This window comes from Lysinibacillus sp. NPDC092081, assembly GCF_044755845.1.
Taxonomy (GTDB): domain Bacteria; phylum Bacillota; class Bacilli; order Bacillales_A; family Planococcaceae; genus Lysinibacillus.
Map to the genome: position 1 here is coordinate 512,389 of NZ_JBIVRU010000001.1, position 16,946 is coordinate 529,334.

The following is a 16,946-nucleotide window of genomic DNA, read 5'->3' on the forward strand; positions in this document are numbered from 1 at the left end:
CCCCGTTCTATTTATATTTGTCGTCTAAACGTTCACAGAAGTTACATCCAATTAATGCCACTCATTAATTGGATTAATCAAAAGGTAAATAAAACGTGAAGGTAGTCCCCTCTTTCAGCACACTATCTACCATAATATTGCCTGAATGTGCCTTGACAATATTTCTAGCAATAGCTAAACCTAGGCCAGTTCCGCCCTTAGAACGCGTACGGGCCTTATCTGCTTTATAGAAACGTTCAAAGACATATGGTAAGTCCTCTTGCGGAATACCATGCCCTGTATCCTGAACAGAAATCTTGGCAAAGGTTGGCTCCTGCTCAACCTTCACTGTTACTGAACCTTCAGCAGTATGACGGAGAGCATTATCAACTAAATTCGTTAGTACTTGTTCAATCCGATCCTCATCTATCCTAATCGTAGCTTCGTCATTAAATTCACTGTCAAATATCAGACGAACATGTTTCTCTTTTGCAACCTGTGCAAATTTTTGCGTAATACGTTCAAATGTTGAATTAATTGGGAGTTCATCCTTGTAGAGTGTCATATGCCCCGATTCCATACGTGCAAGGTCTAATAAATCTGTTACGAGGCGCCCCATACGTTTCGATTCATCATAAATAATTTTTGTAATCTCATTTCGTTCTTCTTGATCCTGAATAAAGTCATCATCCATTAGGGCCTCTGAATAACCTTGAAGCATCGAGATTGGCGTCCGTAGCTCATGAGACACATTAGCAATAAAGTCTGAACGCAGTTTCTCTAAGCGATGCTGCTCCGTCATATCACGAATAACCGCAACCGCTCCACGTATCGATTCCTCACTATAAAGAGGGCTAATTGTAAACGTATAGTAATTTCCATCCATCTCAATTTCTTCTTCAAGCTTATCCTCAAACATCAGTACATGATCGAGCATATGATAAAGCTCTGGCGGAATTGGCTTCGCACTTTGTGAGCCTTTATTGACAAACCATTTTTGCATTAAACGGTCAGCTGGCGGATTACTTAATAATATTGTACGGTCACGATTAAACGTAATAACTGCGTCGGTCATCGATGTCAAAATATTTGAAAGCTGTTCATTTTCTTGATTGATCACTTCTAGATTGTGTTTCAATTGACGTCCCATTTGATTAAAGGCAACTGCAAGCTGGCCAATTTCATCATTTTGTGTAGTCGGCATCTTCGCTTCAAAATTCCCTTTAGAAATTTCAAACGCCAACTCTCGCATTTTACGTAATGGTGATGTAATACGTGATGAAAGGAAAAACGCAAAAAATGTCGTCAGCACAAAGGCAATGAACGCAGATAAAAAGACAATTTTCGTTGTCTCTTTCGATGTTTTATGCAGCGCATCTGGACTTTGATAAATAAAGACAGCCCCGTGCACTGCATTTTCCACATTTAGTGGGAAACCTAGCACAACATACGATTCCATTTTTTCTTCGTCTGTGGAAGACGGCATCATCATTTCCTTAATAATCGGTTTATCTGATTGAAAAACTTCTTGGAACGATTTATTAGCTAAAATCATATCCTGAATTTCTTTTTTATTTACACCTTCCTGCATAGCAAAAGAAACTCTGTCATGGTTAATAGCAATAAGCGCATTTGTACTTTCAGGTAAAATATCTTTTAATAATTCCGAAGTCGACTCTGCTGTTTCTTTATCATCTACTATACTCGCAACTGTTGCTGCAGTTTGGCGCAAGGAGCTTTCTGCCTGTTGCATATGGTAATTCTGAAGAAACTCAAGCATTAAAATCGTGAAAACAAATAATACAAATGAAACGAGAAGCAATATGGTTACCCATAGCTTCCCGACAACACTGTTCCATATTCTATTCATTGACAACCTCAAATTTGTAGCCAACGCCCCATACAGTAACAATCATTTTTGCAGCGTTTTCAGAGACACGGTTGAGCTTTTCGCGTAAACGTTTTACATGTGTGTCAACTGTACGTAAGTCGCCAAAGAAATCATAATGCCAAACTTCTTTTAGTAATTGTTCACGGTCAAATACTTTGTCTGGTGATTTAGCTAGGAAATAAAGCAATTCATACTCTTTAGGCGTTAAATTAACTTCAATACCCTCTGCTGTTACACGGTGCGCATCATGATCGATCATTAGATGTTGGAACACAACTAAATCTTTTGAAGAAGAAGCATTTGTCGAAGGTGAGAATGCTTGTGAACGGCGTAATATAGCCTTCACACGTAACACAACCTCACGAGGACTAAATGGTTTTACAATATAATCATCTGCTCCAAGCTCAAAGCCTTGTACGCGATTCGCTTCCTCGCCTTTTGCAGTTAATAAAATAATCGGTGTTGCTGCTCGTTCACGGATTTCCGCACAAACTTCAAGCCCGTCTTTTTCAGGCATCATAATATCTAATAAAATACAGTGATACTCTTTTTCTAAAGATTTTTCGATCGCTTGTTCACCATTTTCTGCTTCGTCAACAAGGTACCCTTCTCGCTCCAAATACATTTTTAATAAGCGTCGAATACGATCCTCGTCATCTACAACTAATACTGAAATATTTTCTGACACTTTCACGATCCCTCTCTTCTAATCTTTCTCTACCTACCATTGTACATGGTATAGCACATATTGAAAAGAAAAGAAAGCCTTCTTGCCACAGCAAGAAGGCTCTTCTTTCCAATACTAGCGACGTAAAAATCTCATATGTGCTCAAAATCAATTTAGTTTACGCTGATGCGTATGAGTGTAAACCTGCAAGAATCAAGTTAACAGCAATTAAGTTAAATAATATAATTGCGAAACCAATTAAAGCTAACCATGCAGATTTTTCACCTTCCCAGCCTTTCGATAAACGTAAGTGTAAGAATGCTGCATAGAATAACCATGTAATAAGTGCCCACACTTCCTTCGGATCCCATCCCCAGAAACGACTCCACGCAAGTTGTGCCCAAATCATTGCAAAGATTAAAGCACCTAACGTAAATACTGGGAAACCAATTATCACTGAGCGATAACCAATTTCATCAACTAATTGTAAATTTACTCGTTTGACAAAAGGTTGGAAAATCGCACTAATTCGACGTCGTGCAATTAATCGAATTAATAAGTATAATACAGATCCTACTAATAATGACCAAACAACTGTTGTTAATTTCTTCGCATTAATGAGCGCAGGCATTTCTACTAACGGAGACATGCCATGTTCTTCCACTGCCTTATATTCATTCATACCAAATACTGGCGGCATTTTGTATTCAATTTGACGTTCATTTCCCTCTTTATCAACATAAGTATATGTTGAATCGTAACCCATCAAATTAAATACGGATGTAGCAACTACGAAACCCACGACTACCACAAGGAAGAACATTACCGCTTCTAACCAGAAACGTTGTTTAGAAGGTTTCTTTAAATCAACTACTTTTAATAAATAAATTAGTCCTGCTACCGCACTAATTGCTAAAATTGATTGCCCTAAAGCAGCTGTAATAACATGAATTGTTAACCAGTAACTTTGTAAAGACGGCACTAAAGGACTAACCTCTTTCGGGAACATCGCGGCATAGGCAATTATTAATAGCGCCACTGGTAATGCTACTAAGCCTAGAGCTGGCACGCGATAAATAAAATAAATCAGAATGAATGCCCCAACAATGAACATTCCGAACGCAGTCGTAAATTCAAACATATTACTAACAGGTGCATGCCCTGCATAAATCCAACGAGTGACAAAATAACCAAGCTGCGAAAGTAGACCTATAATCGTGACAATAATTGCCGCTTTGCCCCATTTTTCGGTATTTTTGCCTGTTGCATTCGATTGCTTTATCGAACCACCAAACAATAAAGTTGCAACTAAATAAGCTATGAATGCTACAAATAATAGGTTTCCACTTATGTCAATCAAACTCATAAGGTGTTGTCACCTTCCTTTTCTTTAGTGCCTGGCTTTGTGGATTTCTTGACATCTTCAGCCTTATCTAACTGATCTTCATATGGCGGTAGACCAGCAAATGTAGTGACTATATCTAAATCCTTTTTCATACTGAACATATTTTTATTCACATGGGCAGCTATTAACACTCGACCATCCGGCTCCACCTGTAACCATAAACGTCGGTGGTTCCAATACGAGCCAATTACTACACCAATCATGAAAATAATACCGCCGACAAATAAAATCGGTATCGTACTATCCTTACGAATTATAAAGTTTGATGAATTACGCATCTCCGCTCCTGCGAATTTCATTCTATATTTGTTTTCACCAAGTGGTTCAAGTGGTGGCTTCCTGATTTCTACAAAGCTTACTTCACCTTTTGGCGTTTCTGGTGTTGTCATTTTAAATAAAAATGCTGGATTATTTGGTATTGATGATTTTGTCTGTGGTTCACCGTTTTTAAAACCATCAAAATCTGGTGTATAAACAAGAATCTGTACTGTAGAACCATTTCCTAAATCATATTCTTTTTTAGGATTCGTTAAATCAATTTCAATTTGGCCTAACGAATCTTCTTCTGTTGCTTTATCTACTAAATTAAAATTCATCTGTCTCAACTCGTTAAGACGATAATTCATTTGATACAGCGCAAAACCGCTTTCTTTTAACGGATGATTGACACGAATAGAGTAATCTCTCAATTTTTCAAGATTGTCTATATCTCCAGGTAGAGCTCCCTCAGGTTGTTTGTATAATGTGACGTCTGTTTGATAGTTCTTCGCCATAGCATTGACACCTTGGTTCATTTGCTCGTCCTGCGGCTTATCGCCATGGGTTTCTAAAATAAATTTATTATTTTTAATAAAATAGCCGTCCATCCCTGGTATAGCTCGTGTCTCACCTTCACGTATCCAAATCGTCTCATCCACATAAAAACCAGGTACTAAACGCAACATAACACCTGCTAAAAAGATAATGAGACCGACATGATTTATGTATGGGCCATATCGAGCAAAACGACCGCGCTCTGCTAGCAATGCACTTCCATCACGACGAACATGATATTTTAATTCAGTCATTTTTCGCTCAACTTTATCTAGCGTTTCATCAGGATTTGACACTCGTCCTTCTGCAACGATCCGTTGACGCTTCATGAAACTTTCATGACGTTTAACGCGTTGATTTTTTAGAGACTTATGCAATGGTATACCACGGTCTAAACTCGCAACAATAATGGATATCGCAAGCATGCCCACTAAAATCTGGAACCACCAAGTGCTATATAAATTAGAAAGTCCTAAATTATTATAGAGTTTGCCAAAGAAACCATACACTTTCTCATAATACTGTGCTTTACTAGGCTCAGGGGCATTTACATACATCGATTGCGGTAGTATCGTTCCGATTGACGCTGAGACCAACGTTATAATAATGAGAGCAATCCCCACTTTTACATTCGAGAAGAAATTCCAAATTTTGTCGATCGCTGTTTTATTATACGTTTTTGAACGAATAGCCATTCCATCGTAGCGCATATCAACAACTTTTGTTTGTTTACCTTCCTCAGTTAAAGGACGACCACATTTCTCACAAAGCTTCGTGCCATATGGGTTACTATGACCACAAGCACAAATGATGTTTTCCATAGTCATTTACTCCTTATTTTGGCTTCACTAACTCCATGTACTCAGCAATTTGTTCCTCCGTCATTTCACCAGTAGTAATTTTGACTACTTTACCATCTGGATCAATAAGGAGAGTTGCAGGTAAATTACCTACATTGTAGGTAGTCGTAACGCTTTTCGTTTTGTCAATAACTACTGGAAACGTTAACTCGTGTCTATCGACAAAATTTTGTACTTCAAAATCTGTTTGCGCAACATTGACAGCCAATGTTTGTACACCCTGGTCTTTATAGACTTTATACTGACGGTCCATTGCAGGCATTTCCTTTTCACATGGCGGACAAAAAGTTCCCCAGAAGTTCAAAAATACTCCCTGCCCTTTATAATCAGACAGCTTATGTTTCTCACCGTTTAAATCTACTAACGTGAAGTCTGGTGCTTTAGAGCCCACCTTTATTAACTCTACTTTATCCTTTGTTGCTGTTCCGTATACCGTGTAACCAATAGCTAAGACTAAGACTGCCAAAATAATGGTACGAATGACGAGACGTCTTTTCTTTTTTTCCAAGTTAATACCCCCCTATCAATTACGGCTTAAAGTAACTCCTAATGACGCTAAGGCTTTTCATACAAACATTCATATGTATAGATTTTACCTTCTGATTTACAACATTTATGATTGTCAAATTTTATATTTGTCATTCAGCTATGCGTCAAACACCACCTGATAAATGATGAAACCGATTTCATCAGGATGAAACTAATCTAGGTGAGCTATTCTTACCTATTATAGCAAAATGATACACAAACGCTTAGCTAATAATTATGAATGATTTATGAACGATTTCACTAATAAGAAAGTGAATACTTTACTATTGCACATAGATGTATTTCACTTTCTCTTAGTAATTACTCATTTATCCGAGTTTTCCTGTCTCCGCTAACACTCGCAATTGCTTCACTTCATGCTTTGTTAGTTCACGATATTCCCCCGGAGTTAGTCCGAATAAATCTAAAAAGGCAAAGCGTTCACGTTTTAGTTTAACAACAGGAGTACCGATCGCCTCGAACATGCGACGTACTTGACGATTTCGCCCTTCATGGATCGTAATTTCACAGATTGCCTTACCTGCATTTTCATCAAATGAAGTCATACTAACCATGGCAGGAGCTGTTTTGCCATCTTCTAACTTAATTCCTCGTTGAAGCTTTTTTAAACCTTCAATCGTTGGAACACCTTTAACACGAGCAATATATGTTTTGTCGATTTTAAACTTCGGATGCGTCAGCATATAAGAAAATTCACCATCATTTGTCAATAGCAATAAGCCCGATGTATCATAGTCGAGACGGCCAACTGGGAAAATTCGTTGCGGGATATGCTTAAACAAATCTGTGACAGTTTTGCGTCCTTTGTCGTCTGTTACAGCTGAAATCGTTGCACGTGGTTTATATAGTAAATAATAAACCTTATCCTCTTTCTCAAGCTTCACGCCTTCTACTTCTATCGTATCTGAGTTGGAAACCTTTGTACCTAACTCACGCACTACGACTCCGTTCACTTTAACTTTACCTTCTACAATCAATTGTTCTGCCTTACGTCTAGACGCCACACCAGCATACGCAATGACTTTTTGTAATCTTTCCATTCTTTCACCTCTAATTTTCATTCACCTTGGTTTGACACCAAGCATTAAACCTCATTCGCACATTATGAATAAGGTTATTTTTCCCGCTAATCTGTGAAAATTATGTCATACTTTTATACATTATTAAAGAAAAACTAATTATGGATAAATAATTAAATGATTTGAAATAGTTTTTATCAACTAGTTTTTGGATAATTTCACTTGAATTTTAAGGATCCTCACCACAACGTAGGGTTGATTTCCGTTCCGACTGGGCGCTTTCCAGGGGCATCGGGGCAACATATGTTTTTTGCGCGAAAACGAAGCGGCAGCAGCACGATGTTTTTTGCGCGAAAGCAAAGCGGCAGCAGCACGATGTTTTTTGCGCGAAAGCGAAGCGGCAGCAGCACGATGTTGGTCACGAAGGCGTTATCACAGGATATGATGGTTTTAGCCTTCGTTCCTTTATTGCTAATCCCCAAGGAGTCGTCCAGTCTCCACTCCAATCAACTTAATGCGCTGGGATACGTTTTAACAAATGTCATCCCCATTTTTTGATGATGATTCATTTTTAATCAAATTCTCTTATTCCTTTTCATCAAATAGCAATGCTTTTCAATTTTTTTATAAAACATAAAAAGCCACCGTTTTCGGCAGCCTTTCAAAATTAATTTTCACTATATTTATTTTCGATTGTAAGTCCATAGTTACTTAATTCTTTATTAATAAATTGCTTCATGCTTGATAACTTTTCTGTTAAAGGTTGTTCAATTGTTGAACCATCTTTTAATGTAAAAATCAATTTATCGGGTAAACTCACACCATTTTTTTCACAATTGTCTGTTCAACCTTCACAATATCTTCCCAGCTTGTATGATCTTCATGCAAACTAAAAAAAAGATTCATATGAATTCCTTTTGTATCAATATATTGATAGTTATTAACACATAAAAATATCAATGCACCAGCAATTACAAACGATGTTCCCATGATTCCTCGTTGAATAGTCTTCTTTTTTTGTTTTAGGAGTCACTAAAAAATTGACTGATAACGTGACTGCAACATGAGTAATACAACCATCATTATAATATAGGCTGTAAAAAAGGATCAAAAAAGTAGTATTCCTTAGGTCGATAGAACAACTCTTGAATAGGATATAAAAAGATAATGGGAGCGATAAAGCTTGATAAGAATAATTATTATTACCCCTACTTGATATTGCTTACTGTTTGATTCAGTGGTTATAAATACTTCCACCTCCTCAAACATTCAAAAAATTCAATTAAATACCACTCAAATTAATTTTACCAATTTTTTTATCACTTGTTAAAAAATACAAATTCATTCACACACTATCGTAATATGCTCGAAAGGTACTGTCGTCGCCCACAAACGTTAACCTAAATGTGGTTCATAAATAAAAAATCAGCGAATCGCCTTTAACGATCCGCTGATTCAACTTTTACTGGCACTGCATATATACGCTCTTCACCGATAAAGAGGGATAGTACACCTTCCTTACGTTTTCGTGAAACATGCAACACTTGCCTTACACTTTCTTTTTCTTCTTTATTTAACTGCAAACGAATTGGTTGCTCTAAACGAATGGAAAGGTTTTTATTGACTTTATATTTACCTTTTTCCACCACTGTTTCAAGGCTGTAATCTTGCCAAACCTTGTTCGCTAAACCCCGATGCACATTCCAGTCATCGGATTCATTCAAAGTGACGACAATACATGTTTGCCCGTCCTTTTGGAAGGCGGTTGCAAGGGTCCGACCAGCCACCTTTGTAAAGCCTGTCTTTCCGGCGAATGCTGAACCTTTTGCTGATTTTAATGCATTAACGGGTAGTCGTGTCTCATCACCTATTTCGATGGCAACCCCTGATCCTTCTCGTAATAAACGGTGCTTATTTTCCCATAACATCCCGTTTTCAGTATTGGCACGAAATAGAACTGTGGAGGCAATCTTCTTGAAAGTTTTATTTTGAAGAGCAATTCTCAACATTTCAGCAGTATCTCTTGCTGACGATAAATGCTCATCATGGTGCAAGCCAGACGGATTCATAAATACTGTATTTGTGAGACCCGCAACAATAGCCCGCTCATTCATTAACTTGACAAACCCTTCAACTGATCCACCTGCATTCTCTGCTAAAGCTGTTGCTGCATCATTTCCTGATCGTAACATCAAACCATATAACAGTGTTTCTACCGTAACTTTTTCCCCTGCCTGCAAGTAAATTGACGAGCCCTCAGCAGTTGCAGCCCTCGGTGAAATAACCACTTCATCTTGAAGATTGCTATTTTCAATAGCAACGAGTGCTGTCCAAATTTTTGTTAAGCTAGCAATTGGTAACCGTGCATTACTATTTGATTCGAATAAAACACGTCCTGTATCACCATCTAAGACAGCATATCCGCTCCCCCCCCGTGCTAAACTGCTTTGAGGCAGTATTAACATTACCACAACTATCATGAACAATATTAAACGTACTAACCGAAGCAACGAGCCACTCCTTATTAAAAGTAATAGGAAAATATAGATTATATTTATGCTTCAAACAAAGCATTATACCTTAAATTACGCATTGCTTATTTACTTTACTCCACTAAAGGTTTCTTGGAATTTCGTCATAAATAAATCTGTTTCTTGCTCTGTTTCAACTAGCTCATCATCAGGTAAAGGCGGCATTTCTTCTATACTATTTAAACCAAAGTAGTTTAAAAATTCTTTTGTTGTACCATATAAAATTGCACGTCCTGTCCCTTCTGAGCGACCAACTTCCTTAATTAACCCTCTCGAAGCGAGCGTTTGTATTGGTCTTTCACATTTCACACCGCGTAAATCTTCAATTGCTACACGTGTAATTGGCTGTTTGTATGCCACAATAGCCAATACCTCAAGTGAGGCTTGCGATAATGATTGAACAGTTGGATTTTCTACTAATCTTTGAATGGTATCAGCTAGTTCAGATTTTGTTATAAGCTGATAAACTCCCGCTATTTCTTTTATTGTAAGGCCTCTAGCTAAATCTTCTTCATATGTTGTTTTCAACACTTCCATTGTCTGTTCGACTAACTCTTCCGGTTCACCTAAAAGTTGTGACAATTGTTTAATAGTTAAGCCGTCGTCTCCAACGACAAATAATAAGGATTCTATTCTACTCTGTAGCGTCATTGTTTTCATCATCATCCCATTCCTCCTTCTGTAATGTAACTGTTAATTCTTCAAAGTTACCATCTTGCTCTACGCTGACGATCTGACGTTTCATCAGTTCCAGAATGGATAAAAACGTCAGAATAAGCGTTGGCTTATCTTCATAGGGAAAAAGCTCGGAAAATGATGCACGTCCACCTGTAGATCGTAATGAATCGACAACCGAACGCATTTGATCTTTCACTGAGCGTTCCTGTCTCGCTACAGTTGTCTTTAGTGGTTTTTTTAATTTTTTTCGACGCATCAGTTTTTGAAAGGCCCCAAGCATGTCATAGATGTTGACGTTCAAATCAAATAATGCCATTTGCTCATCTGATGCTAACTCAGATAAATCGGCTGGAGGCCGTGAAAATACCTGTGCCCGATCTGTTTCAAGCTCTTGTAGGCTACTTGCTGCTTCTTTGTATTTCTTATACTCTATTAAACGTTGCACCAGTTCTTCACGAGGGTCTGGGCCGTCGACTTCTAATTCGGCATCTTCAAGCTCACCTTCATGAATTGGCAGGAGCATACGACTTTTAATGGCCAATAATGTTGCGGCCATTACTAAATATTCACTAGCCTCATTTAACTCCAGTACCTGCATAGCATGTATATGGTCGATATATTGTTGAGTTATTTCAGCCATTGGGATATCATAAATATCAATTTCCAATCTGTGAATTAAATGCAATAATAAATCAAGAGGCCCTGAAAAGGCTTCTAATTTTACTTCATAAGACATTGTTTTACCACCCTGAGATTATATGTTCTTTTAGTATAGTAGAAAGGAGTCCAAAATGCATCCACAGCATCATACTTTATTTATCGACTACTGTGCTTTTTTTAATGGTAATCAAGATTTTTTTGAATGCCATGAAGTCCTTGAGGAATACTGGAAGGATATTGCTCCAGGTGATAAAAAGCACCCTCTCGTTGGATACGTACAGCTCGCAACAGGTTTATATCATTATCGACGTGACAATTATATTGGCGCTGCGCGAATCTTAGAAAAAGCACTCAATAATTTTCAATATAATATAGGCCACATCTTTTTTGACGAAATCGACTACGAAATACTACTAACACAACTAACAGATGCACTTTCTGCTATCCAAATGGGCAAGTCCTTTCAAGCATTTCAACTTACTCTTTCACCCAAATTGGAGGAATTAGTATTTGCTCGCATACAGCTTTTGCCATCAAGTACCTCTAACTATCTTCTTCATAAACATATGCTTCGAGATCGCTCACATATTCTTGCAGAGCGTCAAGAAAACAAACAAAGAAAAAGCAGACGTCAATGATCGTCTGCTTCTTCATCGATACAATTTATACATTTTTGAACAAAATTTCGCGTTTCTTCCGTTGCACGTACACTTTCGTACTGGCCAAGTTCTGCTACTTCCTGTAGCATTTCCTTCGCAACACCTTCACCTCTATAAGATGGGATAACGGAAACATGTTGAATCGTAGCTATATTATTACTGTCTGTTACAAGTCCAACAATACCAACATACTCATCGTTCTTTTTCCATAAATATAAAACCCAATTATCATTATTTTCATAGGAGTGGATTGTCTCTGTGAGCTTTTTTATGTCTTTTTCGTTAGGCATAAACGAGAGTAGCCCCATTGCTATTTTCTCGAAAGCTTTCTTATATCGAATTAACATATTTGTCTATTCCCTCTTTTTCTAGCTGTACATAATCTTTGACTATCCTACACGATTTGTACTTTCACCGCAAGTCAATTTCTGTCTTACGAACCAGGTCCGAGAATACCTTTAGACGCCAATACCCAATAGAAAACGCCCCACAACAAAACAAAAGTTGAAATGGACGCTAGTAATACCCATTTATTTTTTCTCATATTTACTCACCCTTTTTTAACGTTAGCGGGAGATCGTTTTGTACAATATCTTCATAACTTTCGCGTCGAATTGCTAATTGATGTTTGCCATTTTCTATAAATACAACTGCTGGCCTTGGTACACGATTATAGTTACTCGCCATAGAATATCCATACGCACCAGTACAGAAGATTGCTAGCACATCACCAGAAGCTGCTTCCTGAAGCTTAGCATCAATAATTAATTTATCGCCCGATTCACAAAGTTTACCAGCCACTGTATATGTTTCATTTTTCGATTCATTTGCTTTACTCGCAATGACCGCCTCGTACTTCGCATCATATAATGCCGGACGGATATTATCACTCATTCCTCCATCGACAGCAATATATTTGCGAACATTAGGCACTGTTTTTTGTGAACCAATTGTATAAAGTGATGTTCCTGCATCGCCTACAAGTGAGCGCCCTGGTTCAATCCAAATTTCCGGCATAGTTAGACCAAGTACAGTCGCTTTGTTCTTTACAACTGTAATCATATCCTCTACATATACTTGTGGCTCAAGCGGTGCATCTTCTTCAGTATAACGAATTCCGAAGCCCCCTCCTAAGTTTAACACAGTACATGTAAAATCGTGAGTCTTGTTCCAATCAGAAATCTTATCAATTAGTTTTTCTCCTGCTAAGCCAAAGCCCGCTGTGTCAAAAATTTGAGAGCCAATATGGCAGTGTAATCCTAGAAGCTCGAGGTATTCATGGTTAAAAGTTTGTTGGAAAGCTTCATCTGCTTGACCATTATTTAAGTCGAAGCCAAATTTAGAATCCGCTTGACCTGTCGTAATAAAATCATGCGTATGTGCCTCGACACCTGGTGTGACACGTAGTAAAATACGCATTTTTTGTTGACGGCGTTCTGAGATTTCTTGTAAAAGTTGAATTTCATAGAAGTTATCCACAACAATACAACCAATTTTCGAGTCAAAGGCTAATTCTAATTCAGCAATGCTTTTATTATTACCATGGAAATGAATACGCTCAGCAGGGAATCCAGCTTTTAAAGCTGTAAATAATTCTCCGCCAGAGACAACGTCTAAAGATAGATTTTCTTCTGCCGCTAATTGGTACACAGCTACACATGCAAATGCTTTAGAAGCATAAGCTACTTCTGCTTTTACACCTAGTTTTTTAAACGTATCAATAAAGCCGCGTGCACGCTTACGAATAAGCGCCGTATCATACACAAACAAAGGTGTACCATACTCTTTTGCAAGCTCTAATGTATCTACCTGTCCAATCGTTAAATGACCATCTTCAGAAATCGCTTGTGTTCCATATAAATGCATGTGCATCTCTCCCTTTTCACATCGTTCCATCTTGTGATAAAAATTGCACCTCAATTATAAAATGTAGTATTGCTACTATTCTTTTTAGAGGTATTCAACAAGGGTACGAACAGTACACGAGGGCTAATATCACATATATGCCAACTTGTCGTGGTGAACCTTTTGATGAATGAAGACAATTTTCGCAAAAATCACAAAATACTATATGTGAACTTTATCACATGAAAATAACGAGTGCAACGGCTCTTATGATCTTTTTCGTTGTTCAGAATCGACTACATAAGGTCTTAATGCATCTGCTGTCATCGGGAAACGGATAAGTACGCGAAGCATCGCATTTGGGAAGAATGGAATAAGTGGCCATAAATACGGCGCTTGCATCGGACGTAATGAACATAAATACGTAAATAATAAAAAGATCCCAATAAATAACCCATTAACTCCCCAAATCCCAGTCATTATTAACAGCAATATTCTAAAGAGTTTAATGGAGATACCTAGCTCATAAGAAGGAATAATAAAGGTCAGAATAGCAGAAACGGCTGTATATAACACTACTTCTGACGAGAATAGCCCAACATCAATTGCAATCTGACCAATAGTTATACCCGCAACCAACCCCATCGCAGTGGATAATGGTGATGGGGTATGAATGGCGGCCATCCTCAAAAATTCTATCCCAACATCTCCAATAAGTACTTGTAGTAAAAGAGGAATATGTGATTTTTTCTTTGCCCCTAAAAAGGATAACTCATCTGGTAAATGTATCCCGTGCGTTGCACATAAATACCACATAGGCAATAATACTAAACCCATAATCGCTCCAAAATAGCGCATAAAACGGACGAAGGTTCCGATTGATGGTGCCTGCCTATACTCCTCCGCGTGCTGCAGTAAATGGAAGGCTGTTGCTGGCACGATAATGACAGAAGGCGACGTATCGACAATAATAGCTATATGTCCCTCAAGTAAATGCGCTGCGGTAATATCTGGTCGTTCCGTATAACGTACAAAAGGAACTGGATGAAACTTCTGTTTAAACAGCCATTCTTCTAGTGATTTATCAGTCATAGTCAAGCCATCATGATGAATTTGTTTAATGCGCTGTCGCAATTTATCGAGCGTTTCATCACTTGCAATACCCTTTATAAACGCTAGCGCGACATCGGTTTGACCGATTTCGGATATTTTATGTAGCTCGAAACGTAAATTACTATTGCGAATTCGCCGACGAATCAAAGCAGTATTTTGTGAAATACCTTCTATAAAGCCGTCCCTAGATCCACGAATAACCTTTTCATTGTCAGGCTCCTCAGGTGTACGACCTGGATAGCTTCGTATCTCTGCAACATAGCCGTAACCACTTTTAGTTATAAAGGCTACCTGTCCACTTAATATGGCTAATAAAATGGCTTCACGTTTGGTTTCCTCTGAACGTCCTTGGAAATTGAAATAGGCTTCAAAATACTCCTTTTCATCCTCAATATCAATGTCCTCATCAGGCAACATATTAGAGAGTAATTGTGTTAACACTATGCCATCCACAAGCCCGCTTATATATGCACAAAGAACCGGCAAATCTTTGACAAATACATGTTTAACACTAACGTCAAATGATTCGCCGTCACCAAATTGTTCTTTAAGAAAATTTTCGGCTTCTTCTAAGCTGTTAAAAAGTTTATCTTTTTCTGTCATGCTGTCACCATTTTCTTAGATGTCTTTTTTTACTTCTTCCTCTTCAACTGTGGCACTTGTGGCCATCCAATTTTTTAATTGAGCAAGAATTTTTTTCTCTAATCGTGATACCTGAACTTGTGATATGCCTAGCCTGTTAGCAATTTCAGTTTGGGTACAATCTGAGAAATATCGTAAATAAATAATGGATTGCTCTCTTGGCTCAAGCCTTGTGAGCACTTCTTTTAATGGTATATAGTCAAATGGCTGCTCAGATTTTTCGTCCTTCATCTGATCCATTAATGTAATAGAATCTCCTTCGCTCTCATACAATTGTTCATGCAAGGAAGCAGGATCTCTTAATGCATCAGAAGCAGTTACAATTTCCTCAGTTGTGACACCAAGAACCTGTGCTAATTCATGAATGGTTGGTGGATGCTCATTTTTTTTAATGAATTCATCAGTTGCATGACGAATTTTAAAATTCAGCTCACGAATAGATCGGCTAACCTTCACCATACCATCATCCCTTAGAAAACGCTGAATTTCTCCAATGATCATTGGTACCGCATATGTCGAAAATTTAACATCATACGTTAGATCGAATTTATCCACAGACTTCATGAGCCCTATGCAGCCAATTTGAAATAAATCCTCGAGCTCCACGCCCCTACTTGTAAAGCGTTGGACGATCGACCACACAAGCCTCGTATTCCCTTCAATCATTCGTTTACGAGCCTCATGATCGCCCTGCTGTGCACGTGCAATTAAATCTCGCATTTCTCCCTGTGACAATAGCTTATCGGACGACTGTTCTAGCGGCTTCAAAATTGCATCCTCACATTACCGGTGTGCGAACCGAGTAAAATTTCTTCGTAAACGTGACAGTTGTACCTTGTTGCCATCTGGACATTACGGTCAACTGATCTGAAAAACTATCCATAATAGTAAAGCCCATACCTGAACGTTCCATCGCACTTTTCGTCGTAAATAACGGCTCCATTGCCTGGCTTACATCCTCAATACCAATACCTTTATCCATAACAGACACAGTTACAATATCATCCTCACGTTTTGCATGAACTGTAACAACGCCTTTACCATCCTCTTCATAACCGTGAATAATAGCATTAGAAACAGCCTCTGAGACAACCGTTTTAAATTCGGATAGCTCATCAATTGTTGGATCTAATTGTGCGATAAAACCTGTCACCGCTACACGCGCTAAGGCTTCATTTTCACTAATTGCTAAAAAAGTTAATGTCATTTCGTTATCCATTTACAATCCCCCTAACTCGATCAATCGCTTCTTCTTCAGTTGCATCCATCATCCACGGCCCTAAACCTGAAAATTGAAATACTTTTCGCATTGTCGGCGATGGATTCAATAAAATTGTTCGTCCAGCTACTGCCTCTAACTCACGCATCCGACCAAGCACTAAACCTACACCTGAACTATCCATAAAGGAAAGCCCCTCTAAGTTCCAAATAATGGTCGTTACAGTGCCTTGAAAAATTGCTGTTGAAATTTTAGCTCGAATTTGCTCTACTGCATGATGATCGAGCTCCCCAAATAAACGTATAACTACTGTCTCTCTTGTTACCATCTCTAATTGAAAATGCATGAATATCGCCTCCTCCTCGTGCAATTCCACATTCAATGTGGTGATTCCTTGCAGCTGACAGAACTAGTGC

The 16,946-nt window shown here is 38.2% G+C and carries 19 protein-coding genes; 1 reads left to right on the forward strand and 18 read right to left on the reverse strand.

What is annotated here, in order from left to right; genetic code table 11:
- Nucleotides 1-73 precede the first annotated feature (73 nt).
- The 12 genes from ACIQLB_RS02670 to ACIQLB_RS02725 form a co-directional block, all read right to left on the reverse strand.
- Complete coding sequence (locus tag ACIQLB_RS02670) at nt 74-1,849, reverse strand: ATP-binding protein (RefSeq protein WP_400720518.1); 1,776 nt, start codon at nt 1,847-1,849, stop codon at nt 74-76.
- Complete coding sequence (locus ACIQLB_RS02675) at nt 1,842-2,558, reverse strand: response regulator transcription factor (protein WP_049668637.1); 717 nt, start codon at nt 2,556-2,558, stop codon at nt 1,842-1,844. Before ACIQLB_RS02675 ends, ACIQLB_RS02670 begins: the two co-directional genes overlap by 8 nt.
- 157 nt (nt 2,559-2,715) lie before the next feature.
- Nucleotides 2,716-3,903: a c-type cytochrome biogenesis protein CcsB gene (gene ccsB / locus ACIQLB_RS02680; protein ID WP_400720523.1), complete on the reverse strand. Its 1,188-nt coding sequence runs from the start codon at nt 3,901-3,903 to the stop codon at nt 2,716-2,718.
- The gene (resB, locus tag ACIQLB_RS02685; RefSeq protein WP_400720526.1) at nt 3,900-5,576 is read right to left on the reverse strand and encodes a cytochrome c biogenesis protein ResB; all 1,677 of its coding nucleotides are present in this window, start codon (nt 5,574-5,576) and stop codon (nt 3,900-3,902) included. Before resB ends, ccsB begins: the two co-directional genes overlap by 4 nt.
- A gap of 13 nt (nt 5,577-5,589) precedes the next feature.
- Entirely contained in the window at nt 5,590-6,123 is a 534-nt protein-coding gene (gene resA, locus ACIQLB_RS02690; RefSeq protein ID WP_400720529.1) for a thiol-disulfide oxidoreductase ResA, read from the reverse strand.
- A gap of 349 nt (nt 6,124-6,472) precedes the next feature.
- Nucleotides 6,473-7,204 (reverse strand): pseudouridine synthase, encoded by a 732-nt coding sequence (locus ACIQLB_RS02695; protein ID WP_400720532.1) that lies wholly within the window; start codon nt 7,202-7,204, stop codon nt 6,473-6,475.
- 218 nt (nt 7,205-7,422) lie between these two features.
- The gene (locus ACIQLB_RS02700; RefSeq protein WP_400720535.1) at nt 7,423-7,665 is read right to left on the reverse strand and encodes a hypothetical protein; all 243 of its coding nucleotides are present in this window, start codon (nt 7,663-7,665) and stop codon (nt 7,423-7,425) included.
- A gap of 185 nt (nt 7,666-7,850) precedes the next feature.
- Entirely contained in the window at nt 7,851-8,003 is a 153-nt protein-coding gene (locus tag ACIQLB_RS02705; RefSeq protein ID WP_400720538.1) for a hypothetical protein, read from the reverse strand.
- Complete coding sequence (locus ACIQLB_RS02710; RefSeq protein WP_400720541.1) at nt 8,000-8,173, reverse strand: hypothetical protein; 174 nt, start codon at nt 8,171-8,173, stop codon at nt 8,000-8,002. The genes ACIQLB_RS02705 and ACIQLB_RS02710 overlap by 4 nt, the downstream gene beginning before the upstream one ends.
- A 449-nt stretch (nt 8,174-8,622) precedes the next feature.
- Nucleotides 8,623-9,693: a D-alanyl-D-alanine carboxypeptidase family protein gene (locus tag ACIQLB_RS02715; protein WP_400720544.1), complete on the reverse strand. Its 1,071-nt coding sequence runs from the start codon at nt 9,691-9,693 to the stop codon at nt 8,623-8,625.
- Nucleotides 9,694-9,783: 90 nt separating this feature from the next.
- Complete coding sequence (gene scpB, locus ACIQLB_RS02720) at nt 9,784-10,377, reverse strand: SMC-Scp complex subunit ScpB (protein ID WP_400721672.1); 594 nt, start codon at nt 10,375-10,377, stop codon at nt 9,784-9,786.
- The gene (locus tag ACIQLB_RS02725; protein ID WP_400720547.1) at nt 10,349-11,128 is read right to left on the reverse strand and encodes a segregation/condensation protein A; all 780 of its coding nucleotides are present in this window, start codon (nt 11,126-11,128) and stop codon (nt 10,349-10,351) included. Before ACIQLB_RS02725 ends, scpB begins: the two co-directional genes overlap by 29 nt.
- Nucleotides 11,129-11,183: 55 nt before the next feature.
- Here ACIQLB_RS02725 and ACIQLB_RS02730 point away from each other — a divergent pair, with 55 nt between their 5' ends.
- Nucleotides 11,184-11,690: a DUF309 domain-containing protein gene (locus tag ACIQLB_RS02730; RefSeq protein WP_400720550.1), complete on the forward strand. Its 507-nt coding sequence runs from the start codon at nt 11,184-11,186 to the stop codon at nt 11,688-11,690.
- Here ACIQLB_RS02730 and ACIQLB_RS02735 read toward each other — a convergent pair.
- From ACIQLB_RS02735 to spoIIAA, 6 genes are all read right to left on the reverse strand, one after another.
- Nucleotides 11,684-12,058: a GNAT family N-acetyltransferase gene (locus ACIQLB_RS02735; protein ID WP_400720553.1), complete on the reverse strand. Its 375-nt coding sequence runs from the start codon at nt 12,056-12,058 to the stop codon at nt 11,684-11,686. The two genes, ACIQLB_RS02730 and ACIQLB_RS02735, sit on opposite strands and share 7 nt — an antisense overlap.
- A gap of 199 nt (nt 12,059-12,257) precedes the next feature.
- On the reverse strand, nt 12,258-13,577 hold the full coding sequence (gene lysA / locus ACIQLB_RS02740; protein WP_400720556.1) for a diaminopimelate decarboxylase: 1,320 nt from the start codon (nt 13,575-13,577) through the stop codon (nt 12,258-12,260).
- 246 nt (nt 13,578-13,823) lie between these two features.
- Nucleotides 13,824-15,272: a spore germination protein gene (locus ACIQLB_RS02745; RefSeq protein ID WP_400720559.1), complete on the reverse strand. Its 1,449-nt coding sequence runs from the start codon at nt 15,270-15,272 to the stop codon at nt 13,824-13,826.
- Nucleotides 15,273-15,287: 15 nt separating this feature from the next.
- A complete protein-coding gene (sigF, locus tag ACIQLB_RS02750) occupies nt 15,288-16,079 on the reverse strand; it encodes an RNA polymerase sporulation sigma factor SigF (protein WP_400720562.1) in 792 nt (263 codons plus the stop codon).
- A gap of 10 nt (nt 16,080-16,089) precedes the next feature.
- Nucleotides 16,090-16,530: an anti-sigma F factor gene (gene spoIIAB / locus ACIQLB_RS02755; RefSeq protein WP_400720564.1), complete on the reverse strand. Its 441-nt coding sequence runs from the start codon at nt 16,528-16,530 to the stop codon at nt 16,090-16,092.
- Nucleotides 16,523-16,876 carry an anti-sigma F factor antagonist gene (spoIIAA, locus tag ACIQLB_RS02760; RefSeq protein ID WP_249075721.1) on the reverse strand — a complete coding sequence of 118 codons (354 nt, stop codon included), beginning with the start codon at nt 16,874-16,876 and terminating at the stop codon, nt 16,523-16,525. Before spoIIAA ends, spoIIAB begins: the two co-directional genes overlap by 8 nt.
- Between the last annotated feature and the right edge of the window lie 70 nt (nt 16,877-16,946).